The sequence below is a fragment of the Pseudomonas sp. AM4(2022) genome, from assembly GCF_036346515.1.
Classification (GTDB): domain Bacteria; phylum Pseudomonadota; class Gammaproteobacteria; order Pseudomonadales; family Pseudomonadaceae; genus Aquipseudomonas; species Aquipseudomonas paracarnis.
The window spans coordinates 250,458-267,559 of the sequence record NZ_JAOTNW010000006.1; the positions used below are offsets into that span (position 1 = coordinate 250,458).

Annotated in this window: 13 protein-coding genes; 1 reads left to right on the forward strand and 12 read right to left on the reverse strand. The window is 57.9% G+C overall.

The window, feature by feature from the left end; genetic code table 11:
* Window positions 1–137: 137 nt before the first annotated feature.
* From ODQ19_RS10940 to ODQ19_RS10965, 6 genes are all read right to left on the reverse strand, one after another.
* The gene (locus ODQ19_RS10940; protein ID WP_330210023.1) at window positions 138–1,760 is read right to left on the reverse strand and encodes a vWA domain-containing protein; all 1,623 of its coding nucleotides are present in this window, start codon (window positions 1,758–1,760) and stop codon (window positions 138–140) included.
* A gap of 201 nt (window positions 1,761–1,961) precedes the next feature.
* Window positions 1,962–2,612, reverse strand: coding sequence for a DUF799 domain-containing protein (locus ODQ19_RS10945; protein ID WP_005783625.1), 651 nt, complete (start codon window positions 2,610–2,612; stop codon window positions 1,962–1,964).
* Complete coding sequence (locus tag ODQ19_RS10950; RefSeq protein ID WP_073524455.1) at window positions 2,609–2,971, reverse strand: DUF4810 domain-containing protein; 363 nt, start codon at window positions 2,969–2,971, stop codon at window positions 2,609–2,611. The genes ODQ19_RS10945 and ODQ19_RS10950 overlap by 4 nt, the downstream gene beginning before the upstream one ends.
* A 29-nt stretch (window positions 2,972–3,000) precedes the next feature.
* Window positions 3,001–3,681, reverse strand: coding sequence for a CsgG/HfaB family protein (locus tag ODQ19_RS10955; protein WP_005783620.1), 681 nt, complete (start codon window positions 3,679–3,681; stop codon window positions 3,001–3,003).
* Between the two features lie 359 nt (window positions 3,682–4,040).
* Window positions 4,041–4,733 (reverse strand): hypothetical protein, encoded by a 693-nt coding sequence (locus ODQ19_RS10960; protein WP_330210024.1) that lies wholly within the window; start codon window positions 4,731–4,733, stop codon window positions 4,041–4,043.
* Between the two features lie 73 nt (window positions 4,734–4,806).
* Window positions 4,807–5,199 carry a DUF2846 domain-containing protein gene (locus tag ODQ19_RS10965; RefSeq protein ID WP_171905465.1) on the reverse strand — a complete coding sequence of 131 codons (393 nt, stop codon included), beginning with the start codon at window positions 5,197–5,199 and terminating at the stop codon, window positions 4,807–4,809.
* 473 nt (window positions 5,200–5,672) lie between these two features.
* Here ODQ19_RS10965 and ODQ19_RS10970 point away from each other — a divergent pair, with 473 nt between their 5' ends.
* Complete coding sequence (locus ODQ19_RS10970) at window positions 5,673–5,930, forward strand: hypothetical protein (protein ID WP_057725484.1); 258 nt, start codon at window positions 5,673–5,675, stop codon at window positions 5,928–5,930.
* A 77-nt stretch (window positions 5,931–6,007) separates the two neighbouring features.
* On the opposite strand, the gene ODQ19_RS10975 is transcribed toward ODQ19_RS10970, so the two are convergent.
* From ODQ19_RS10975 to ODQ19_RS11005, 6 genes are all read right to left on the reverse strand, one after another.
* Window positions 6,008–6,451: a hypothetical protein gene (locus tag ODQ19_RS10975; RefSeq protein WP_330210025.1), complete on the reverse strand. Its 444-nt coding sequence runs from the start codon at window positions 6,449–6,451 to the stop codon at window positions 6,008–6,010.
* A 114-nt stretch (window positions 6,452–6,565) separates the two neighbouring features.
* Window positions 6,566–6,790: an imm11 family protein gene (locus ODQ19_RS10980; RefSeq protein ID WP_330210026.1), complete on the reverse strand. Its 225-nt coding sequence runs from the start codon at window positions 6,788–6,790 to the stop codon at window positions 6,566–6,568.
* A 22-nt stretch (window positions 6,791–6,812) separates the two neighbouring features.
* Window positions 6,813–7,298, reverse strand: a complete 486-nt coding sequence (locus ODQ19_RS10985; protein WP_330210027.1) for a pentapeptide repeat-containing protein — start codon at window positions 7,296–7,298, stop codon at window positions 6,813–6,815.
* 321 nt (window positions 7,299–7,619) lie between these two features.
* On the reverse strand, window positions 7,620–8,315 hold the full coding sequence (locus ODQ19_RS10990; protein ID WP_330210028.1) for a hypothetical protein: 696 nt from the start codon (window positions 8,313–8,315) through the stop codon (window positions 7,620–7,622).
* A gap of 378 nt (window positions 8,316–8,693) precedes the next feature.
* A complete protein-coding gene (locus ODQ19_RS11000) occupies window positions 8,694–9,137 on the reverse strand; it encodes a hypothetical protein (RefSeq protein ID WP_330210029.1) in 444 nt (147 codons plus the stop codon).
* A gap of 12 nt (window positions 9,138–9,149) precedes the next feature.
* Window positions 9,150–17,078 carry a two-partner secretion domain-containing protein gene (locus tag ODQ19_RS11005; RefSeq protein WP_330210030.1) on the reverse strand — a complete coding sequence of 2,643 codons (7,929 nt, stop codon included), beginning with the start codon at window positions 17,076–17,078 and terminating at the stop codon, window positions 9,150–9,152.
* Window positions 17,079–17,102 lie beyond the last annotated feature (24 nt).

Consider the following 17,102-nt stretch of genomic DNA (forward strand, 5'->3'; position numbering starts at 1 on the left):
CTCGCGAAGAACGTCAACGATAACGCGTGCTTCCTGGATAAACGCGGTGCCTGTGAGTTTTTCGCGAGCAAGCTCGCTCCTACAAAAAGCTTTAGCAGCAAGCCCTCTCCCACATTTGATCTCGGTTGTGAGCGAGATCAGGGTTTGAGGCTTTGGGCCAGCTCCACCAGTTGCACGAATTCGTTGCGCAGCCCGAAGGGGTCATCGCCGCGGGCCGAGCGTGCCAATTTGGCGGTGTCTTGCAAACTCATGGTGCCAGTGTAGCGGCCATCGCCCTTGAGCTGTTGGGCGAAGGCGGCCACGGCAGACGCGAAGCGTAGGTCGTCGCTGGCCGGGGTAGCCTGGTTGGCGATGGGGCGTTCGATCAACTGGCTGTTACCGGCCGCAGCGGGCTTGTAGCGCACCCGTAGCATCGCCAGCTCATCGGATTGGCCTTCGGTCGCAGGCGCGGCGGCGTAACGCAGAGGCTCCAACCAGCCCTTCTCGCCCTTGGGCACGATTTCATACAGCGCGGTCACCGTGTGCCCTGCGCCGATCTCACCGGCATCGACCTTGTCGTTGTTGAAATCCTCACGCTTCAGGGCGCGGTTTTCATAACCCAGCAGGCGGTATTCGCTGACCTGCGCCGGGTTGAATTCCACCTGCAGTTTCACATCCCGCGCCACCACCGCCAGGGTCGAACTGAGTTGCTCCACCAGCACTTTGCGCGCTTCGCGCAGGTTGTCGATGTAGGCGTAGTTACCGTCGCCCGCGTCGGCCAGTTGTTCCATCAGGTGTTCGTTGTAGTTGTCCACGCCAAAGCCGAGGGTGGTCAGCGATACGCCGCTTTTGCGCTGGTCCGCAGCCATTTGCTTGAGGCTGTCGAAGTCGCTGATGCCCACGTTGAAGTCGCCGTCGGTGGCCAGCAGGATGCGGTTGATGCCTTGGTCGATAAACCCTTCGCGGGCCATCTGGTAGGCCAGTTCGATGCCGGACGCGCCTGCGGTGGAACCGCCGGCGGTGAGTTGGTCGATGGCGTTGCGGATCTTGGCTTTGTCATGCCCGGAGGTGGGTTTGAGCACCACGCGGGATTCACCGGCGTAGACCACCAGTGACACACGGTCCTGATCACGCAGTTGATCCACCAGTAACTTCAGCGTGCTCTTGACCAGCGGCAAGCCTTCTCGGCGGTCCATGGAGCCGGACACGTCCACCAGGAACACCAGGTTGGCGGGTGCCAGTTCTGCCACGGTTTTATCGGAAGCCTTGATGCCAATGCGCAGCAGTTTTGTGCGCGGGTTCCACGGCGTGGCGGCGACTTCGGTGGTGACGCCAAAAGGTGAGCCATCGGTGGGCAGTGCGTAATTGTAGGGGAAGTAGTTGACCATTTCCTCCAACCGCACCGCGCCTTCGGGCGGCAGGCGGCCTTGGTTGAGGAAGCGCCGTACGTTGGCGTAGCTGCCCGTGTCGACATCCACGCTGAAGGTGGAGACCGGGGTTTCGGCGACGCGGTGCACCGGGTTGTCGGGCAGGTTGGCGTATTGCTCGCGGGGTTCGCTGCGGTCATTCATCATCGCCATTTCACGCACCGCCATCGGTGCCGGCATGGCCATGCGTTTGGCCATCGCGCCCTCAACTGGCGCGCTGTACAACTCGGCGGTGGGTTGTGCAGGTTTGGCCACCTCGGGTGAGGAAGACAGCCCACACCCGGCCAGCGCTACCAGCAGGGTAACGGTGAAGCCTTGGGCAGCGGGACGCAGGTAAAGCAGAGGGCGGGACATGGGGCTGAACCTCGTGAATGAATGAGCCGTTCACAAGGTCAGACGCGAGGTAGGTTGGGTTCGGGTTAAACCCTCGAAATTCACCCCGATCAATGTGGGAGCTGGCTTGCCTGCGATAGCGGTGTGTCAGCCAGCCTTTCCAGCACTGGCCCACCGCTATCGCAGGCAAGCCAGCTCCCACATTTGTATGGCGGTGTTCTCTTAGTCCGTGCCGTATTTCGGGTTACGCGGGCCGTACAAGATGCCGGTGCGTTGCCCTGCCGACAGCAACCGCGCACTGGTGATACCGGCAATCGGGTGCGCCGCATCGGTAGAGCTATTGATCACCTGCTTGACCGCCGCCGTGATCAACATGCCCACCAGGCCGCCACCGTTGTTATTGCCCTCCTCGCTCGACGCCCGCGCCGAACCGGTCCACAGGGTGGTGCCGGTGCGCAGGTCCACCAGTTTGGCCGAGGCCGTCACCGAGGTGTCGCTGGAGATCAGCATGTACTGAGTGCCGTACTCGCTGATGGTGATGTACAGCGCCGCGTCCGCACCAAATATGTCATGCAGCTTGGCCGGCTGTACGGCCTGGATATCGTTGGCGGTGGTCAGGCCGTTCTGGCGGAAGGTCTCGTCCACCAGGGCAATCGGCAACACGTAGTAGCCGGCTTCGGCCAGCGGGTAGGTGACTTGCGACACCAGGCTGTATGACGCCTGCACTTCCGGCGATTCATTGATCGGCGGCAGTACCAGGATCGACTTGGGCCGCGCCTGTTTGTACGCCGAATAATCTACCGTCTTGGGCGCGGCGCAACCGCCGAGCAACGCCAGGGCCAGCAAGGCGCCGGTGAGTTTTAACAGGCTCATTTGGTGGCGACTCCGGCTTTGGCGTTTTTCAACAGAAAGTCCATGTACGCAGCAGACTCAGGGAACAGGGCCTTCTCGGTGCGAAACTCCTGCACCATCTGGTCATCCTTGCCCATGTTCATGTACAGCATGCCAAGGTGCGCGTGGTAACCCGGCGGCGCCTTGCGGCCACTGGCGTTGATCTTCTGCAGGTCGCGCTCCAGTGCTTCCACCTGCGCTTCCTTGGGCTCGCCCTTGAAGTACTCGTAAACCTGCGGCTGGTAGCTCTCCCATTGATACAGGGGCTGGGGCGCCGTCTGGCACCCGGTGACCGCCGCGATTGCTGCCAGCGTCAGCGCTAACTTCACTGCCTTGCTCATCCGTGTACTGCTCCTTGTGGTGTGGCTGATCAGTTACGCGGGTTCCAGGCGCCGGCGTTGATGCCGTCGACCAAGCGGTTGATCGCTTCGCGCATGGCCAGGTCCAGCACCTTGCCATTGAGGGTGGAGTCATAGCTGGCGGTGCCGCCGAAGCCGATCACTTCACGGTTGGACAGCGCGTACTCACCGGCGCCCTGGGTGGAATACACCACTTCGGAGGTATTGATGTTGACGATATTCAACGCAACTTTGGCGTAGGCCACTTGGGTCTTGCCACGGCCGAGGATGCCGAACAGCTGGCGGTCGCCGGTCTCTTTGCGGCCGAACTCGGTCACATCGCCAGTCACTACGTAGTCAGCGCCCTTGAGCTTCTGCACGGTGCCTTTGATTTTGGCTTCCTGGGAGATTTCGCCCATGTTGTCGCGGTCCAGCACGCTGAAGCGGTTGGTCTGCTGCAAGTGGGTGATGAGGATGGTCTTGGCCTGGCCGCCGAGACGGTCGACGCCATCGGAGAAGATGCCGCGCATGTAGCTGGAGCGGTTGTCGAACTTGCCCACGGCAATCGGCACACGCACGCCGGAATAGGCCACGTGGGCGCTGGCGACTTGCTCCACCGGCATCGCGCGGTTGCTCTCGGTGGCGCAACCGGCCACGGTCAACAGCGCCGCGGCGGTGAGGCCCGACAGCAGGATTTTGGACAGTGTCTTCACAGGGTGCTCCTTGGGTGAGGAAATCAGCGTTGCCGGGTTTTCCAAGGAGAAAGGCAGCCTTAAAGCGCGCTGGCCTGAGTTCTTCCCTGAAAGACGGTGATGCAACGGCTGCGGCATTTTACGGGGTTGAGAGCGGTTCTCAAGTTGTTTCGGCCGTATGACTGCCGACCGCAATACTCAAAGCAACGAAGATCCAATGTGGGAGCTGGCTTGCCTGCGAAAGCGGTAGTGCAGCAACAGATGCAGCGACTGACACACCGCCTTCGCGGGCAAGCCCGCTCCCACAGGGGAACTGCGTTTAACCCTGACTGGTATTAGTCCAAGCCCGCCCACCAACAGCCGCCAGCCTTCGCACAGACCTACTTGAGCTCCTTCACCAGATACTGCGCAGAAATCTGCGTAATCCCTGTCAACGCCCGCCGCAAGGCTTCAGGGTCAGTGCGGTAGGTCAACGGGGTATAGCCGTAGACGTTCTGGCCATTGAACGGCGTAACCGCTTCAAAGGTGCGCCAGACCATTTCATCGCCGCGATCCATCTGCGCCATCACGTTAAGGGTGGGGTAAATCACACTGCTGAAACCCTGGGTCAGGCGAAAACCCCACTCGGACACGGTCAGCTGGATCTGCGCATCGGCGGGCTCATCATCGCCGACCACCTTGAGCGTCGAAGTCTTGCCCAACTCATCGACAAAGCCCTGCTTGAGCAACACACCTACATCGAGTTTTTCCGCCTCCATCACCGTCAGAATAGCCACCGGCGTCGGCATCTCGGCCAACTGCCCAAGCTTCATGCCGCCGGCAAACCCGGCGCCACTCAACGCCGCAGTACCCAATTTAGACGCCCCGCTGGCCATGCCAACACCGGCACCAACCCCGGCCCCCAGGGCCGCGCCCCAGGCCTGTTCACGGCCGAAGTACACCATGTTCTTTTCCCACTTCACCGGCAGGACTTTAACGGTCTTGATCTGCGCGCGGTTTTCGGGAGTGAGGGGGTGGCTGACGCAACCGCCGAGGATGAGGGTGGTGAGGAGAATGAAAAGGAGGTTTTTCACATCAATCCTTTAATGCTTGCAGTGAATACGAGAAGTCGGCAGGGCCTGGACCCTGCCGACACACTGGCTCAACTCATTTGCTTTCTTTGGCAATGGTGCCCAAGGACGCATCCTTGACCAGATAACGGCCTTCGACTTCGCTCAGCGCTTTGAGGCTGTTACGCGCCACGGCGAAGCCCATTTCGACCTCCTGCTTGAGGTAAACCACCTCGCCCGCCTTTACATCAATCGGCATATCCGCCCAGTTTTCAGCCTTGGAGCTGATCACGTGTTTGCCCGGCGTCACGAAAAAATAGATGTACTGGTTACCACGGTTGTAACCCATCTCCGAGTCGGCTTCCTTGTCATCCAGGAACACGTTGAACCGCACCATCATCCCGACATTGCTAGGGCGCACGACGTACACCAAACCTTTATCGGCCACGGCGGCCTTGGGCAGCGAATAGTTCGCCACGTCAGCCTGCATCTTCTCCACCGACGGCGTCGAGGAACAGCCAAACAGCGTGGCCAGGGACAGAACGACAGCGGCTTTGCAGAACAACTTGATCATGTATTTCTTCCTTGTGGGTAACGGTAGAGCGGTTTTGAGAGTGCCGATGATGGCGGGGTCTCATTTTTATGGCATGGCCCGAAGCATTGTGCCATTGCTGTGATGCCTTGCGCGGTTTTGGGTGAGGGGCTTATAGTCCGGCCGTCGCCCATACGGCGATCAGGTTTGGCGACCTGACAACAGAGTGCAAAAGCAATCCGCTTCATGCAGGTGTTTTTGCACCCGCAAAGCTGTGCTCGTTATGGCGGCTGTGCGCGGGAGACCTCCGGGTCTGCCGGTTTACTCTGTTGCCGGTTCGCCAACCTGCGTACAGCTGCCACCCATTCGTTTGGCGACGATTGAGTGGTGGCCTCGACCATCAAAACAGAGTGTTAACTATGAATCGATATATGCCTCTAACTGGCCACGACTGCACCATCCCAGCCCTGATCATCGACACCCAGGCACCTCTCGACGTCCTTCACGACGCCGCCGTGCACCGCATTCGGGCCGTCACCCAACTGCTGGAGAATCTGGCCTTCCGCGAACAACTCAGCAGCGATGCCGTAGTGCTTTCAGACTTCGCCCACTTGCTGGCCATTCCGCTGCGCGACGGGTGTGATTTGCTGGATGTCATCAGTCGCAGGCTGAATGCCGATCCGTCCTGAGTGAAAATCGGGCGGCCTTTGTGTCGCCTGCTTTGTGCGTGAGCAATCCAACCAAATAAACCGGTCCACTTTTTTCGTCATTTCACGCAGCAAACTTGATCATCAGAAAGATAATAAAGCCCCTCCAGTGTTCCGCAAATGGAAGGAAGGCCAAAAATCGGTTCTGAGGCATAAGAAATAGGCAGCTCGGATCTAATCAAACCGGCGAACTCCGAACTTTCCCACGCGGGAGTTACTATACCGCTCCAAAAATTTACGGCGTCTCCCTTATCAGACAATACAACAGGCTTTACGTATTCAATTGCGGCATTGGAGTCCCAATACAAATAACCGCGATACACGGCGCCACTTTCACCAAAAAAATCAGCTCTAACGATAATCTGAAAATCTGAGCACGTTTCCTGTTCGGCGAGGGGGCGTACAGTTAATTCGTCCTCCACGGTGTCGTCTATCGGAAAAAACCAAATGCTATAGCTATCAAGATCATCAATCGTTAGCTCATATACTTGTTTATACGACACAAATCGCCCCCATGTAATTAAACACAACAAAAGGGGGCAGACTTACTCAATAGCCTTTGTATTACCACCACGAATTAAATAAATTCGCCGCCCTCCTCCCAACTACCTGACTAACTAGGCAACGGTTTCTTTATCACCATTAACAGAATCAAACAGCACGCCGACAACACCAGCTGCCATAAGTCGCCGTTTCACTTCTTCACTTACTATGACCGCACCCAAATATTTTTTAAGTCTAAATATATGACTTGATCCGACCCTACCCGGGTCAACCACCAAATTGTAGAAAGCACAACAAAAGGGGACAGATTTATTTAATATGCTTTTCAACTCTAACATAAATAACCCCCCTTTTCTACTCTCATTTAAGCACTTTAATCGCACCATAACTTTCTGGTCGAAACCCACTTGGCCAGACAGTAGCATCATTATACGTAGCGCCCAAAAAAACCGCCTCTTCGATTCTATTTGCACAAAGATCAGCGCCACATAAATTTGATCTAATAAAGCTCGCACCACCAATATCAGCACCCTCAAAACTTGCACATGAAAGATTTGCACCCGCAAAATCAGCAAATGCTGCCATTGCGCCTGCGAAAGAAGTATTACTCATAACTGAATTCATAAAAATTGAATTCATCAGAGCTGCTCGATCAAATATAGCTCGATCTATAAACGCGTTAATAAATGAGGCATTTCTCAGATTCGAACCAGAAAAGTCGGCACTTCCAATATTAAGCTCATCAAATATAGCGCGATGCAACTGCAACCCTTTCAAACTTGCACCGACAAAACTATCCAAAGGTAAAGCTAATATCTCGCCCGTCTCAAAATTAATATTAATCATTTATTTCCCCAATCCACCGGATCCACCTTCACCTCAGACATTGGCTTAGTTAAGCCAGCTTTATTCGGCGGTAATGTTCCAGGATTCACATCCGGAGTCCGGCCTAAGATTTTAGCAGCAATGTAGCGATGATTACCCTCAACGATGACCTTCCCATCCATTGAAATCGGCGGAGCAACATAGAGAACAAAAGGGGACAGATTTATTTAATGCGCCTTTAAACTTTAATTAAAATAAATCTGCCCCCTTTTCTACTTTTCTATTATTCAAATAAATCTGTACCCTTTTCTCGCACCCTTTTTTCCATACGCCTTATAGCACCTATTGTTTCAAATCAGCTATTAGTTTAGCTATCACTAACTCGAAAGCATTCTGCAAAGCGCTACGGAGAGCTTCAGGGTTTGTTGCGTACTCCTGAGGTGTATACGCCTGGACATTTCCCTCACTGAACGCTGTTACAGTTTCGAAATTCCTCCAAACTACTGCGTCGCCGAGCTTCATGGTCGCTACAATGCCCACTGTGGGATAAAGCTCTGCACTGTAGTTTTTCAAGGCAAAGCCCCATTCGGACACGACGAATTCTATATGCGCATCGGCCCGGCCGCCCTCCGGTACAACTTTGAATAAATGCTCAGCACTGATCCGCGCTTCCAGCTGCTGCTTAAACAACTTCCCTGGATCTATTTTGTTGCGCTGCAAATTCAACAAAATTGCCTGCCGTGGACTTAAAACTCCACCATCAGCTACTTTCGCGCCCGCTACCACCCCCACGCCAGCCATAGCACTGGTAGCGACTTTGGAAGAGTCCGATGCCATTCCCACAGCCGCTCCGGCACCGGCACCTAAGCCGGCACCCCAGGCTTGATCCATACTCGTGTATTTGAACTGCTGCTCCGAAAACGGGGCAGGCAAAATAGTGACCGTCGTGATTTTATGGCGGTTTTCAATGCTCAGGTCTTGTGTTACGCAACCACCCAGCAGAAATAAAGTGCAAAAAATCACGAAAATTTTTCTCATATATAACACTCTTGAAAGCTAGGCAAACTTAAAACTAAACCCAAAAGACTTACCCCCTAAGCAAACGCAACTTCGCCCATCAAATCTTAATGCCCACCTTAGTTATAGCACGACGAAAGGCTATTTTTGCGTCAGATTCACGAATAAATCGTCTCAACACCACGACTAGATATAGCGGAACTTCCAGAGATCACCGCTCTTCATCCAATATCTCTCAGCATCTGGTATTAAAAATACTAAAATCTGAACACTTGGATGTCCAATCAGAATATGAGAGTTCCTCGTGGAATCGGTCTTGATCCATATGCGAATAAAGGGGACAGATTTATTTAATAGCTCCCAGCGTAAATTTAAATAAATCACCCCCCTTTTCTCGCGTCATTTAACGCAGCACACCTGATCATCAGAAAGATAATAAAGTCCCTCCAGCTTTCCGCAAATGGAAGGAAGACCGAAAACCGGTTCTGAGGTATAAGAAATAGGCAGCTCGGATCTAATCGAACCGGCAAACTCCGAACTATCCCACGCTGGAGTGACTATGCCGCTCCAAAAACTTACAGCGTCTCCCTTATCAGACAATACAACAGGCTTTAAGTATTCAATTGCGGCATTGGAGTCCCAATACAAATAACCGCGATACACAGCGCCACTTTCACCAAAAAAATCAGCTCTAACGACAACCTGAAAGTCTGAGCACGTTTCCTGTTCGGCGAGGGGGCGTACAGTTAATTCATCCTCGACAGTGTCGTCCATAGGAAAGAACCAAACGCTAGAACTATCAAGATCATCAATCGTTAGCTCATATACTTGTTTGTCCGACATAACTCACCCTCCTTATTTGATTAAATGCTGTACCGATTTAAAAAGCTCAGGACGTCCAATATCTCCATACGCTTTTTGCAACCCAGTACTGATCTGATCTGGAGTATAGCTAGCGGCTTTACCCCCTACCATTGGAGGCAGATATTTACTTATAGCTTTATGCATGGCATCCGGGTTCAGCTTACCAGTATGCGAGTATTGAGTGATCAATGTTGCGGGGTGATCCATCATGTCATTTTTTGAGTACCCCAACATCTTTCCTAGATACTGAGGGAGCGTGTGGTGAGCTTGGAAGCCTTTATTTATACCCTGAAGCTCGCGATACGTAGGACTAATTTCGGCAGGCGTCGTACTTCCACCTTTGCTTGAGGCACCACTGGCCGCACGACCAGCGAGTAAGACCATTGCAGCGGCGGTCCCGAGCTCAGTCAATATGTATGCTTTTTCCTTGGCCTCCAGCTTCCGGCCTACAGCACGATCGACCCACCTTGTAGAGTCATTCCAGCGTTCAACATCAGCCGATTCTTCTGGGGTCAACCAGCCTTCTTGAAGATTCTTAGCAAAAGCCACCTGCTTATCCGCAGCAAACATATCGCCCCATCCACTTGGGTTAGGCGATTGTGAAACCACGTCACTAGGGTTCCCTTGAAGCAATCCAGGCGTGTCATACGTCGTCTGTCGCAGCAGGCTAAGCAGTTCCTGTGCAACAGGACTGTCCATTCGAACCGAACTATTCAGGATATCGTCGACACATTTTCGCGTCGGGCAGTCCTTGATGGGGCTGGAGTTGTCCGCAGAAATATCTTCATATTTATTCAATATTTCTTTTATTTTGGCTTCACCGCAGGTCTTGGTTGCGCGGCAGTCCTTAATTTCTTTAAGTAGATTCTCAGCCTCAACGTGATTCAGATTGTTATAGACCGTAGCTTGCTGAGCCACCCATGCCGCTTTTTCCTGAGCCTTTGCATCTCCACCTGCTGCTGCGGCAACCGTCATCCCGACTAACTGGGAGGTCATTGCCAGAACTCGTTCGTGCGCCTCACCCGGAAAGATTTTTTCACCGACCAGGCTGATCAACGCTTCGTTAGCTCCGGCGGCTAAGGCCGCAGTTCGGAAGTCGCCCCCCGCGGCCTCGCCAATCAACCCACCCACAATCGCATGTACAGCGATTTTCTTAGGAAGGCCACTGCCCAATAGTGAATCACCCACTCGGTCGAAAATCGCGCCACTTAGGCCGTCTGCAGCCATGCTGATCGCGGCTTGCACAACGTTATCCTTGAACTTCCCACCGTTAGTGAGCGTGTTCAGGGCTGATCGAACGGCAAGCTGAGCACCGAGGCTGCTAGGCATAAAGCCGCCGCTAATGCCGGCAACCGCATAGCCTTTCAGGCTATCGCTGGAGGTGACATCTTTAGCCACTGCGCCAAGATTGCCACGATTATTGATGGTGCTTGTCGTGGCATTTACGGCAGCTGCGGACACTACTGAGCTTGCGGCAATGCCCGTTGCGCTAGTGGAGGCTGCGCCGACAAGACCCGCACCGGCGCCCCACGTAAAGTAGGTGACAATAATTGCAATGACTAAAGATGCGCCGCCACCTAAGCCAGAGTTATCGTATTTAAAGCTATCGTGAACCTCCTGAACCCTGCGCCAGTCCACGTCCCCACGTTTCTCAGCCTCTTTCAGCCAAGCCAACTGCGGATCTGCCTTCACCATCGCATCAATGGCCTGACTAACCGTTTGCTGATCAACATGCGTGACGTCAATCTTCAAGCCATCTACGGCTTTAATAACCACTTGTCCCTGCGCAATCAGCTGGCTCTGGCGCAACGTTTCGTCAGTATTTCCTTTGCCTTTGGCGCTGGTCCAAACCAGGCTGTTCTTGCTTTTTTCATGGCTTTCTTGATGTAGATCCTTGACCGCCTCAAAGGTAATCGCGCCACCGCTATCCAAAGTGATGTCCCGGCCGCTCTGAAGCTTGGCAAGTTGATAGGTCTGGTCGCCTCCACTTTTGAGTACCAGATCACCACCAGTCTTGATCTCAGTCCCCACATTCGTGACGTGGGTCACCTCATCACGCTTGGTCTTCTTCGCGCCCCAGCCACCCTTCTCCTTCATGTCGTAAAGGCTGTAAGTGCTGTTCTGCGCCGCCAGCAGGTTCAACTTATCCCCGCTATACAGATAAGCCTCATTCCCCGCGCTGATCCTGCTCGCCACGATCGTGGTGTCACGCCCAGCCTGGCTGACAAAATCCCCACCCGCCGTCAGTACGCTCGCCACTTGACTGGTCTGGTCGTCCGAGGTCTTGATGCGTTTTTTGCCATCCTTTTCCTTGCCCTCGACGTTGTGCATGTCGCTGACCGAGGTGACGTTGAGGTCGCGGCCGGCGGCGATGGTGAGGTCTTTGCCGGCGGTGGCGGTGCTGCCGATGATGTTGACGTCTTGCCCGGCCTGCATGTTGAGGTTGCCGCCCGCCGTGACGCTGGCGGCGAGGTTTTTGACGTCGGTGGTGATGCTGGATTTCTCGCCGCCGTCGCGGGTCTCGTGTTTGACGCTGGTGTCGCTGGCAGCGATGAGGTTGAGGTCGCGGCCAGCGGTGAGGTTGGCGTCGTTGCCCGCTACCAGTGCGCCTCGATTGGTGAGGTCGCGGCCGGCGTCGATGGCGAGGTTTTCGCGGGCGACGATGGTGCCGGCGCTGGTGTCGGTGAGGGTGCGCATGCCGGCGCCGTCACGCACCTGGATGGCGGTGGTTTCGTTGGTGATGTCGCCTTTGAGCGCCGTGAGGCTGACTTGCTTGCCGCGAATTTCACCGGCCATGGCGTTGCGGATGCTGTCTTGGGCCAGCAGGTTGAGGTTGTTGCCGGCTTCGACCAGGCCGCCGGTGTAGATACTGCCGCTGCTGATGGCGGAGAGGTTGTTGCTGGCGCGCAGGGTGCCGACGTTGATCAGGTCGCCGCCGGTGACCAGGTTGAGGTCGCGGCCCTGGATGAGGCTGTTGCCGCGCACGTTGCGCGAGTCGGCCTGGGCCAAGTACAGCACCGGTACGAGCACGGTCTGGCCTTCGATGACGCGGTTTTCCATCCACACGATGTCGTGGGTCAGGGCGCCGACTTGCTGTTCGGTGAGGGCCACGCCCAGGCTCAGGCGCAGCGCGTCTTTGCTGGCAAGGCCGTTGTCCATCAGGTAGCGGAACTGGTCGGCGTCGCTGTACAGGCCGCCGGCGAGGAAGCGTTGGCCGGTTTGCGCGAGGACGGCGTCGCGGATCAGGCGGGTTTCGTACTGGCCGTCACCGAGGCGGCGCCAGGCATTGTCGGAATTGAAACCGAGTTTGCCGAGCATGTAGTCGGAGCTGAAGAAGCCCGACGCCGAGGTGAATTCGGGGTTGGTCTCGATCAGGTAGTGGCTGGTGGGGTCGGCGTTTTTGACGAACAGGCCGTACTCGCCCTTGGGCAGTTGGAAGGTCGGCGAACTGGTGGGGTCGACCGGCGCGAACGCGGTGCCGGTGTAGTCCACGGGCACGAAGCCGCCACCGGGGGCCACGCCCACGACGGGCAGCACGCTGCCGGGCGCCTGGGCGCTCGGGTCGTTGGCGTGTTTGCTCAAGTTGATGTTGATGCCGCCGACGGGGATGCCGGTCTGGTCGTCGCCGAGGGTGCCGGTCAACTGCGCCAGGGTGTTGTTGTGCAGCGTGCCGTTTTGCAGGGTGCGGGCGACGTTGAGGTTGACCGTGCCGCCAGCTTGCAGGGTGGCGTCGTAGCCGGGGCCGCTGTTGTTGGTCCAGGTGGTGACGTCACTTGCGTAGGCGAACGGCAGGCTATTGGGTGAGCGGCTTTTGAGTTCTTCGAAGCGCGCCTTGTCGAAATTCCCAGCCGCCGTGGCCGCATTGAACGCGGGCACGTCGACATATTGCATGCGTTCAAACAAATCGTCGGAGACGTGACCTGGCGTGCCGATGACAAGCTTGCGCTGGCCCGTGCGCGTGGCGGCGCCCTGGTTGAGCAGGTCACCGGCAGTGATGCTCAGGTCGCCATTGGCGGCCATCAGGCTGTAGCGGTTCTGCACAGTGTCGCCTTGCAGCAGCATGTTTTTGCCCGCCACCAGGCGTGCCGCTACCGAGTCCTTGGTCGCCGCCTCAAGGTACGTCTCGTAGATGGTGATCTCGCCACGTTCCCAGTTGTCGCTTTCGCCGCAGTGCTGGCCACAGATCCAACTCAAGCTGCCGGTGGTCAGCGTTTGCCCGAGTTCGAATTCGTCTTTGGCGTTTTCGATAAAGCCTGCATTGATAGCGATGGAGCCTTCGCTTTCCACGGTGCCGGAGCGGTTGCTGAACAGCACGGCACGCCCGCCATCGCGGGCGGCGAAGCTCAGGTTGCCTTTGCTGTAGACATCGCCATAGCTGTTGCTGAAGCCATTGCTGCGCAGGGTCATGTCACCGCCGCTGAACAGCAGCGTGTCGGCGGCATTGGTGATGCCGTTGATCGCCGTGAGGTTCACTGCGCCCTGGGCACCGAGGGTGCCGCGGTTGTTGATTTGCGCGGCGGCGATATCCAGCTGCTGACGGGCCGTGAGGAACCCGAGGTTGTCCAGGGTGCCGCCCAGGGTCAGGCGCGTATTGGTGGCCGCCAGGCGGCCGCCGTTCTGGCTGAGGTTGTTGGCGGCGACGGTGAGTGTTTGCAGGGCCGAGACGCGGCCGCTGTTGGTGATATCGCCGGTGGTGATGCTGATGTCACCGTCGCTGAGCAGTTCGCCGCCGTTGTCCAGGCTGGCCACGTTGAGGATCAAGCCCTTGGCGCTGGCCAAGCGGTCGCCGGCCTTGAGGGCCAGCCCTTGGTCGCTCTTGTAGGTGAGCACGTCGTTGAGTTGCACGCGGCCCAGGCCATCGACCTTGCCGAAGGCCCAGTCGGCGCTGCCCATGCCCTGAATATTGCCCTGGCTGCCGGAGAGGCTGGCGGTGTTGAGGTGGAACAGGCCGGTGCCGGCGTGTTGCAGCATGCCGTTCTGGTTGTTGAGGCTGGCGGCGTCAAGGTTGAAGGCCTGGCTGCCGAATTCGAGGGTGCCGTTCTGGTTGTTCAACGCACCGCTGAGGTTGACGCGGCTGCTGGCGCCGCCCAGGGCGCGCAGTTGGCCGTTGGCGCTGTTATCGAGGTTGCCGCCGGTGAGGGTCAGGCCCTGGTTGGCTTCGACCAAACCGCCCTGGTTGCTGAGGGTGTCGCGTGAGGTCAGGTTGATCTGATTGCCGCTGATCTGGCCCGCGCTGTTGTCGAGGGTGGCGCCGCTGACGGTCACTTGTTCTTTGCCGAACAGCTTGCCGCCACGGTTGGCCAGGGCTTCGACAGTGAGCTGCAGGTTGCCGACCAGGCTTGCCATCAGGCCGCCGCTGGCGTTGTCGACGCTGTTCGCGGTGACGCTCAGGCTGTCGCCCTGCACGGTGCCGCCCTGGTTATCCAGGCGGATGGCATTCAACTCGGTGAGCGCGCCGCCGCTGAGGATCAGGCCCTTGCGGTTGCTCACATCCTGGCCGCTGTAGCTCAGGCCTTCGGCGCCGGCCAGCAGTTGGCCGTTGTCGTTGTTCAGGTGCTGGGCGGCGATGTCCAGGCGCTTGCCGCGCAGGGTGCCGCCGTCGTTGTTGAGGGTGGTGAGTTGCTTGACCAGCACGCTGCGTTCGCCCGCGTCGATCTGGCCGCCGACGTTGGTGAGCAGGTCGCTGACCTTGAGCACCACGTCACCGCCATCGCTGACCAGCGCGCCTTTGTTGCTGTTGTTGAAGGTCTGCGCGGTGACGTCGACGGTCTGGCCCAGCAGGATGCCAGCGCTGTTGTCGAAGCGCTCGCCTTGCAGTTGCAGCAGGCCCTCGCTCTGAATGCGGCCTTGGGCGTTGAGCAACTGGCCCGGGCCTTTGAGCAGCAGGCTTACACCCTGGGCACCACCGGCCAGCAGGCCGGCGTTGCGGTTGTCGAGGCCGGAAGCGCGTACGTCGAGGTGGTCGCCCAACACGCGCCCGGCGCGGTTGTCGATATCGCCGCCAGCCACGTCGAGCAGCAGTTGCTTGCCGACGATTGTGCCGCTCTGGTTATCCAGGTGGGCGGCGTGCAGTTCGATATCGCCCTGCCCGGCCTGCAAGCGGCCCTGGGCGTTGTTGAGCTGTTGCGCGGCGGTGAGGGTGAGCTTGCCGGTGTCGGCGCTCAGTACGCCGCCTGCGTTGCTGCTGAGGGTGCCGGCAGTGACGTTCAGATCGGTGCTAGCCTGGGCGAAACCCTGGTTGTTGTTGAAGGTGTTGGAAACGGCGAGGTTGAGCGCGCCACCGTCGGCCTGGATCAAGCCCTTGAGGCTGTTGTCGAGGTTGCTGGCAGTGACGGTCGCGGTTTTGGCCACCAACACGCCGTTCTGGTTGTTCAGGCTGCCGGCGTTGACGGTCAGGTCGTTGGCGATGACTTGCCCGCCGCTGTTGTTCAGGTCGGCACTGGTGAGCACCAGGCTGCCACCGGCCATTTCGATACGGCCCTGGCGGTTGTCCAGGGACGCGCTGTTGAGCGTGGCGGCCTGGCCTTCGCCGAAGCGGATCAGGCCGCCAAGGTTGACGATGGCCGGCGAGTTGATCGCCAGGCTCTGCTCACCGAACAGGCGCGCAGTGACGCCCTGGTTGGTGAGTTTGGCGCTGCTGACCTCGACGGTCTTGGCCTGGATGATCGCGCCCTGGTTGGTCAGCGCTTGCGCGGCGGTGATCGCCAGTGCGCGGCTGGCCAGCAGGTTGCCGCTGGTGGTGACGGTTTGCGCGTTCACCACCAGATCGCCCGTGGTGTTGCGGCTGTTATCGGCGGCGACGCCGGCTTCGATGATGCCGGGGTTATTTACGCTGGCCGCGTTGATATCGATGCGCTGGCCGGCGGCGATGCTCTTACGGTTGACTAAGGCTTGGGCGCTGGTGACCTGCACATTGCCGTTGGCGTAGACCTTGTCGGTGAGGTCGACGTTTTGCGCGGTGACTTTGACGTTACCGGTGGCCGCCGCCTGCGCCATGCTCAGACGCCCGTTGGCGTCGAGCTGAATATCGCCGCCACTGGCGGCCAGGGTGCCGTCGAGCTTCACGCCCACACCGGCTTCAGTGCCCACCAGTTTGATCGCGCCGGCATACATGCCGCCCAGGGCCGAGGAGTCGATCGCCAGCTCGGGCTTGGCGCTGCCGTCGTCGGCACGGGCGGTGGTTTTCAGGCTTTGCGCGTCGACGTCGTTGCGCCCGGCGATCACGTTGAGTTCGCGGGCGTTGATTTGTGCGTTGATCTTGGCGGAGCGGGTGATGATGTCGAAGCGTTCGACGTTGCTGGCGTTCAAGCCTTCGCCGTCGATGGTCACGGCGCCGCCATCCACTTCATAGCGCTGCAACTGGCCGCTTGCGTCGAGTACGGGTTTGCCGGTGGTGAGGGTGACGTTGGGGGTGTTGATAAAGCCGCAACCGCTGCACGTCACACCGTACGGGTTGGCCACGATGACCTTGGCCGACTGCCCCGCCACTTCGGTATAGCCGCGCAACTGGCTGGGGCTGCCGCCGTTGACTTCGTTGAGGATGACGTTCGCCGCGCCGCCCTTGAGGTTGGGGTTGCCGACAATGATCCCGCCCAGTTGGGTGTTGACCATGGCGCCGTTGCCATTGTTGAGGATCACGCCGTTGGGCCCGACGTTGTAGTCCTTGAACTGGTTATGGGACAAGCCCGCGCCATTGGGGGTGGCGATGTTCACCACCGGCACGCCATTGCCCGCCGCGCCTACGGTGGTGCCCGGCGCACTGACCACAATGCCCTCGGCCTGGGCCAGCAGCGGCTGCCAGAACAATGCGTTGGCGAGGATCAACGCCAGCCCGCGCTTGGGCAGGCCGAAGAACGCGTCCCGGCGCTTCAGGGCGGCAGAAGGTTGGCGGGCCAGGAAGGCGAATTGGCGAACATCCATTGTCAGGCTCTCATGCAGCGGGGC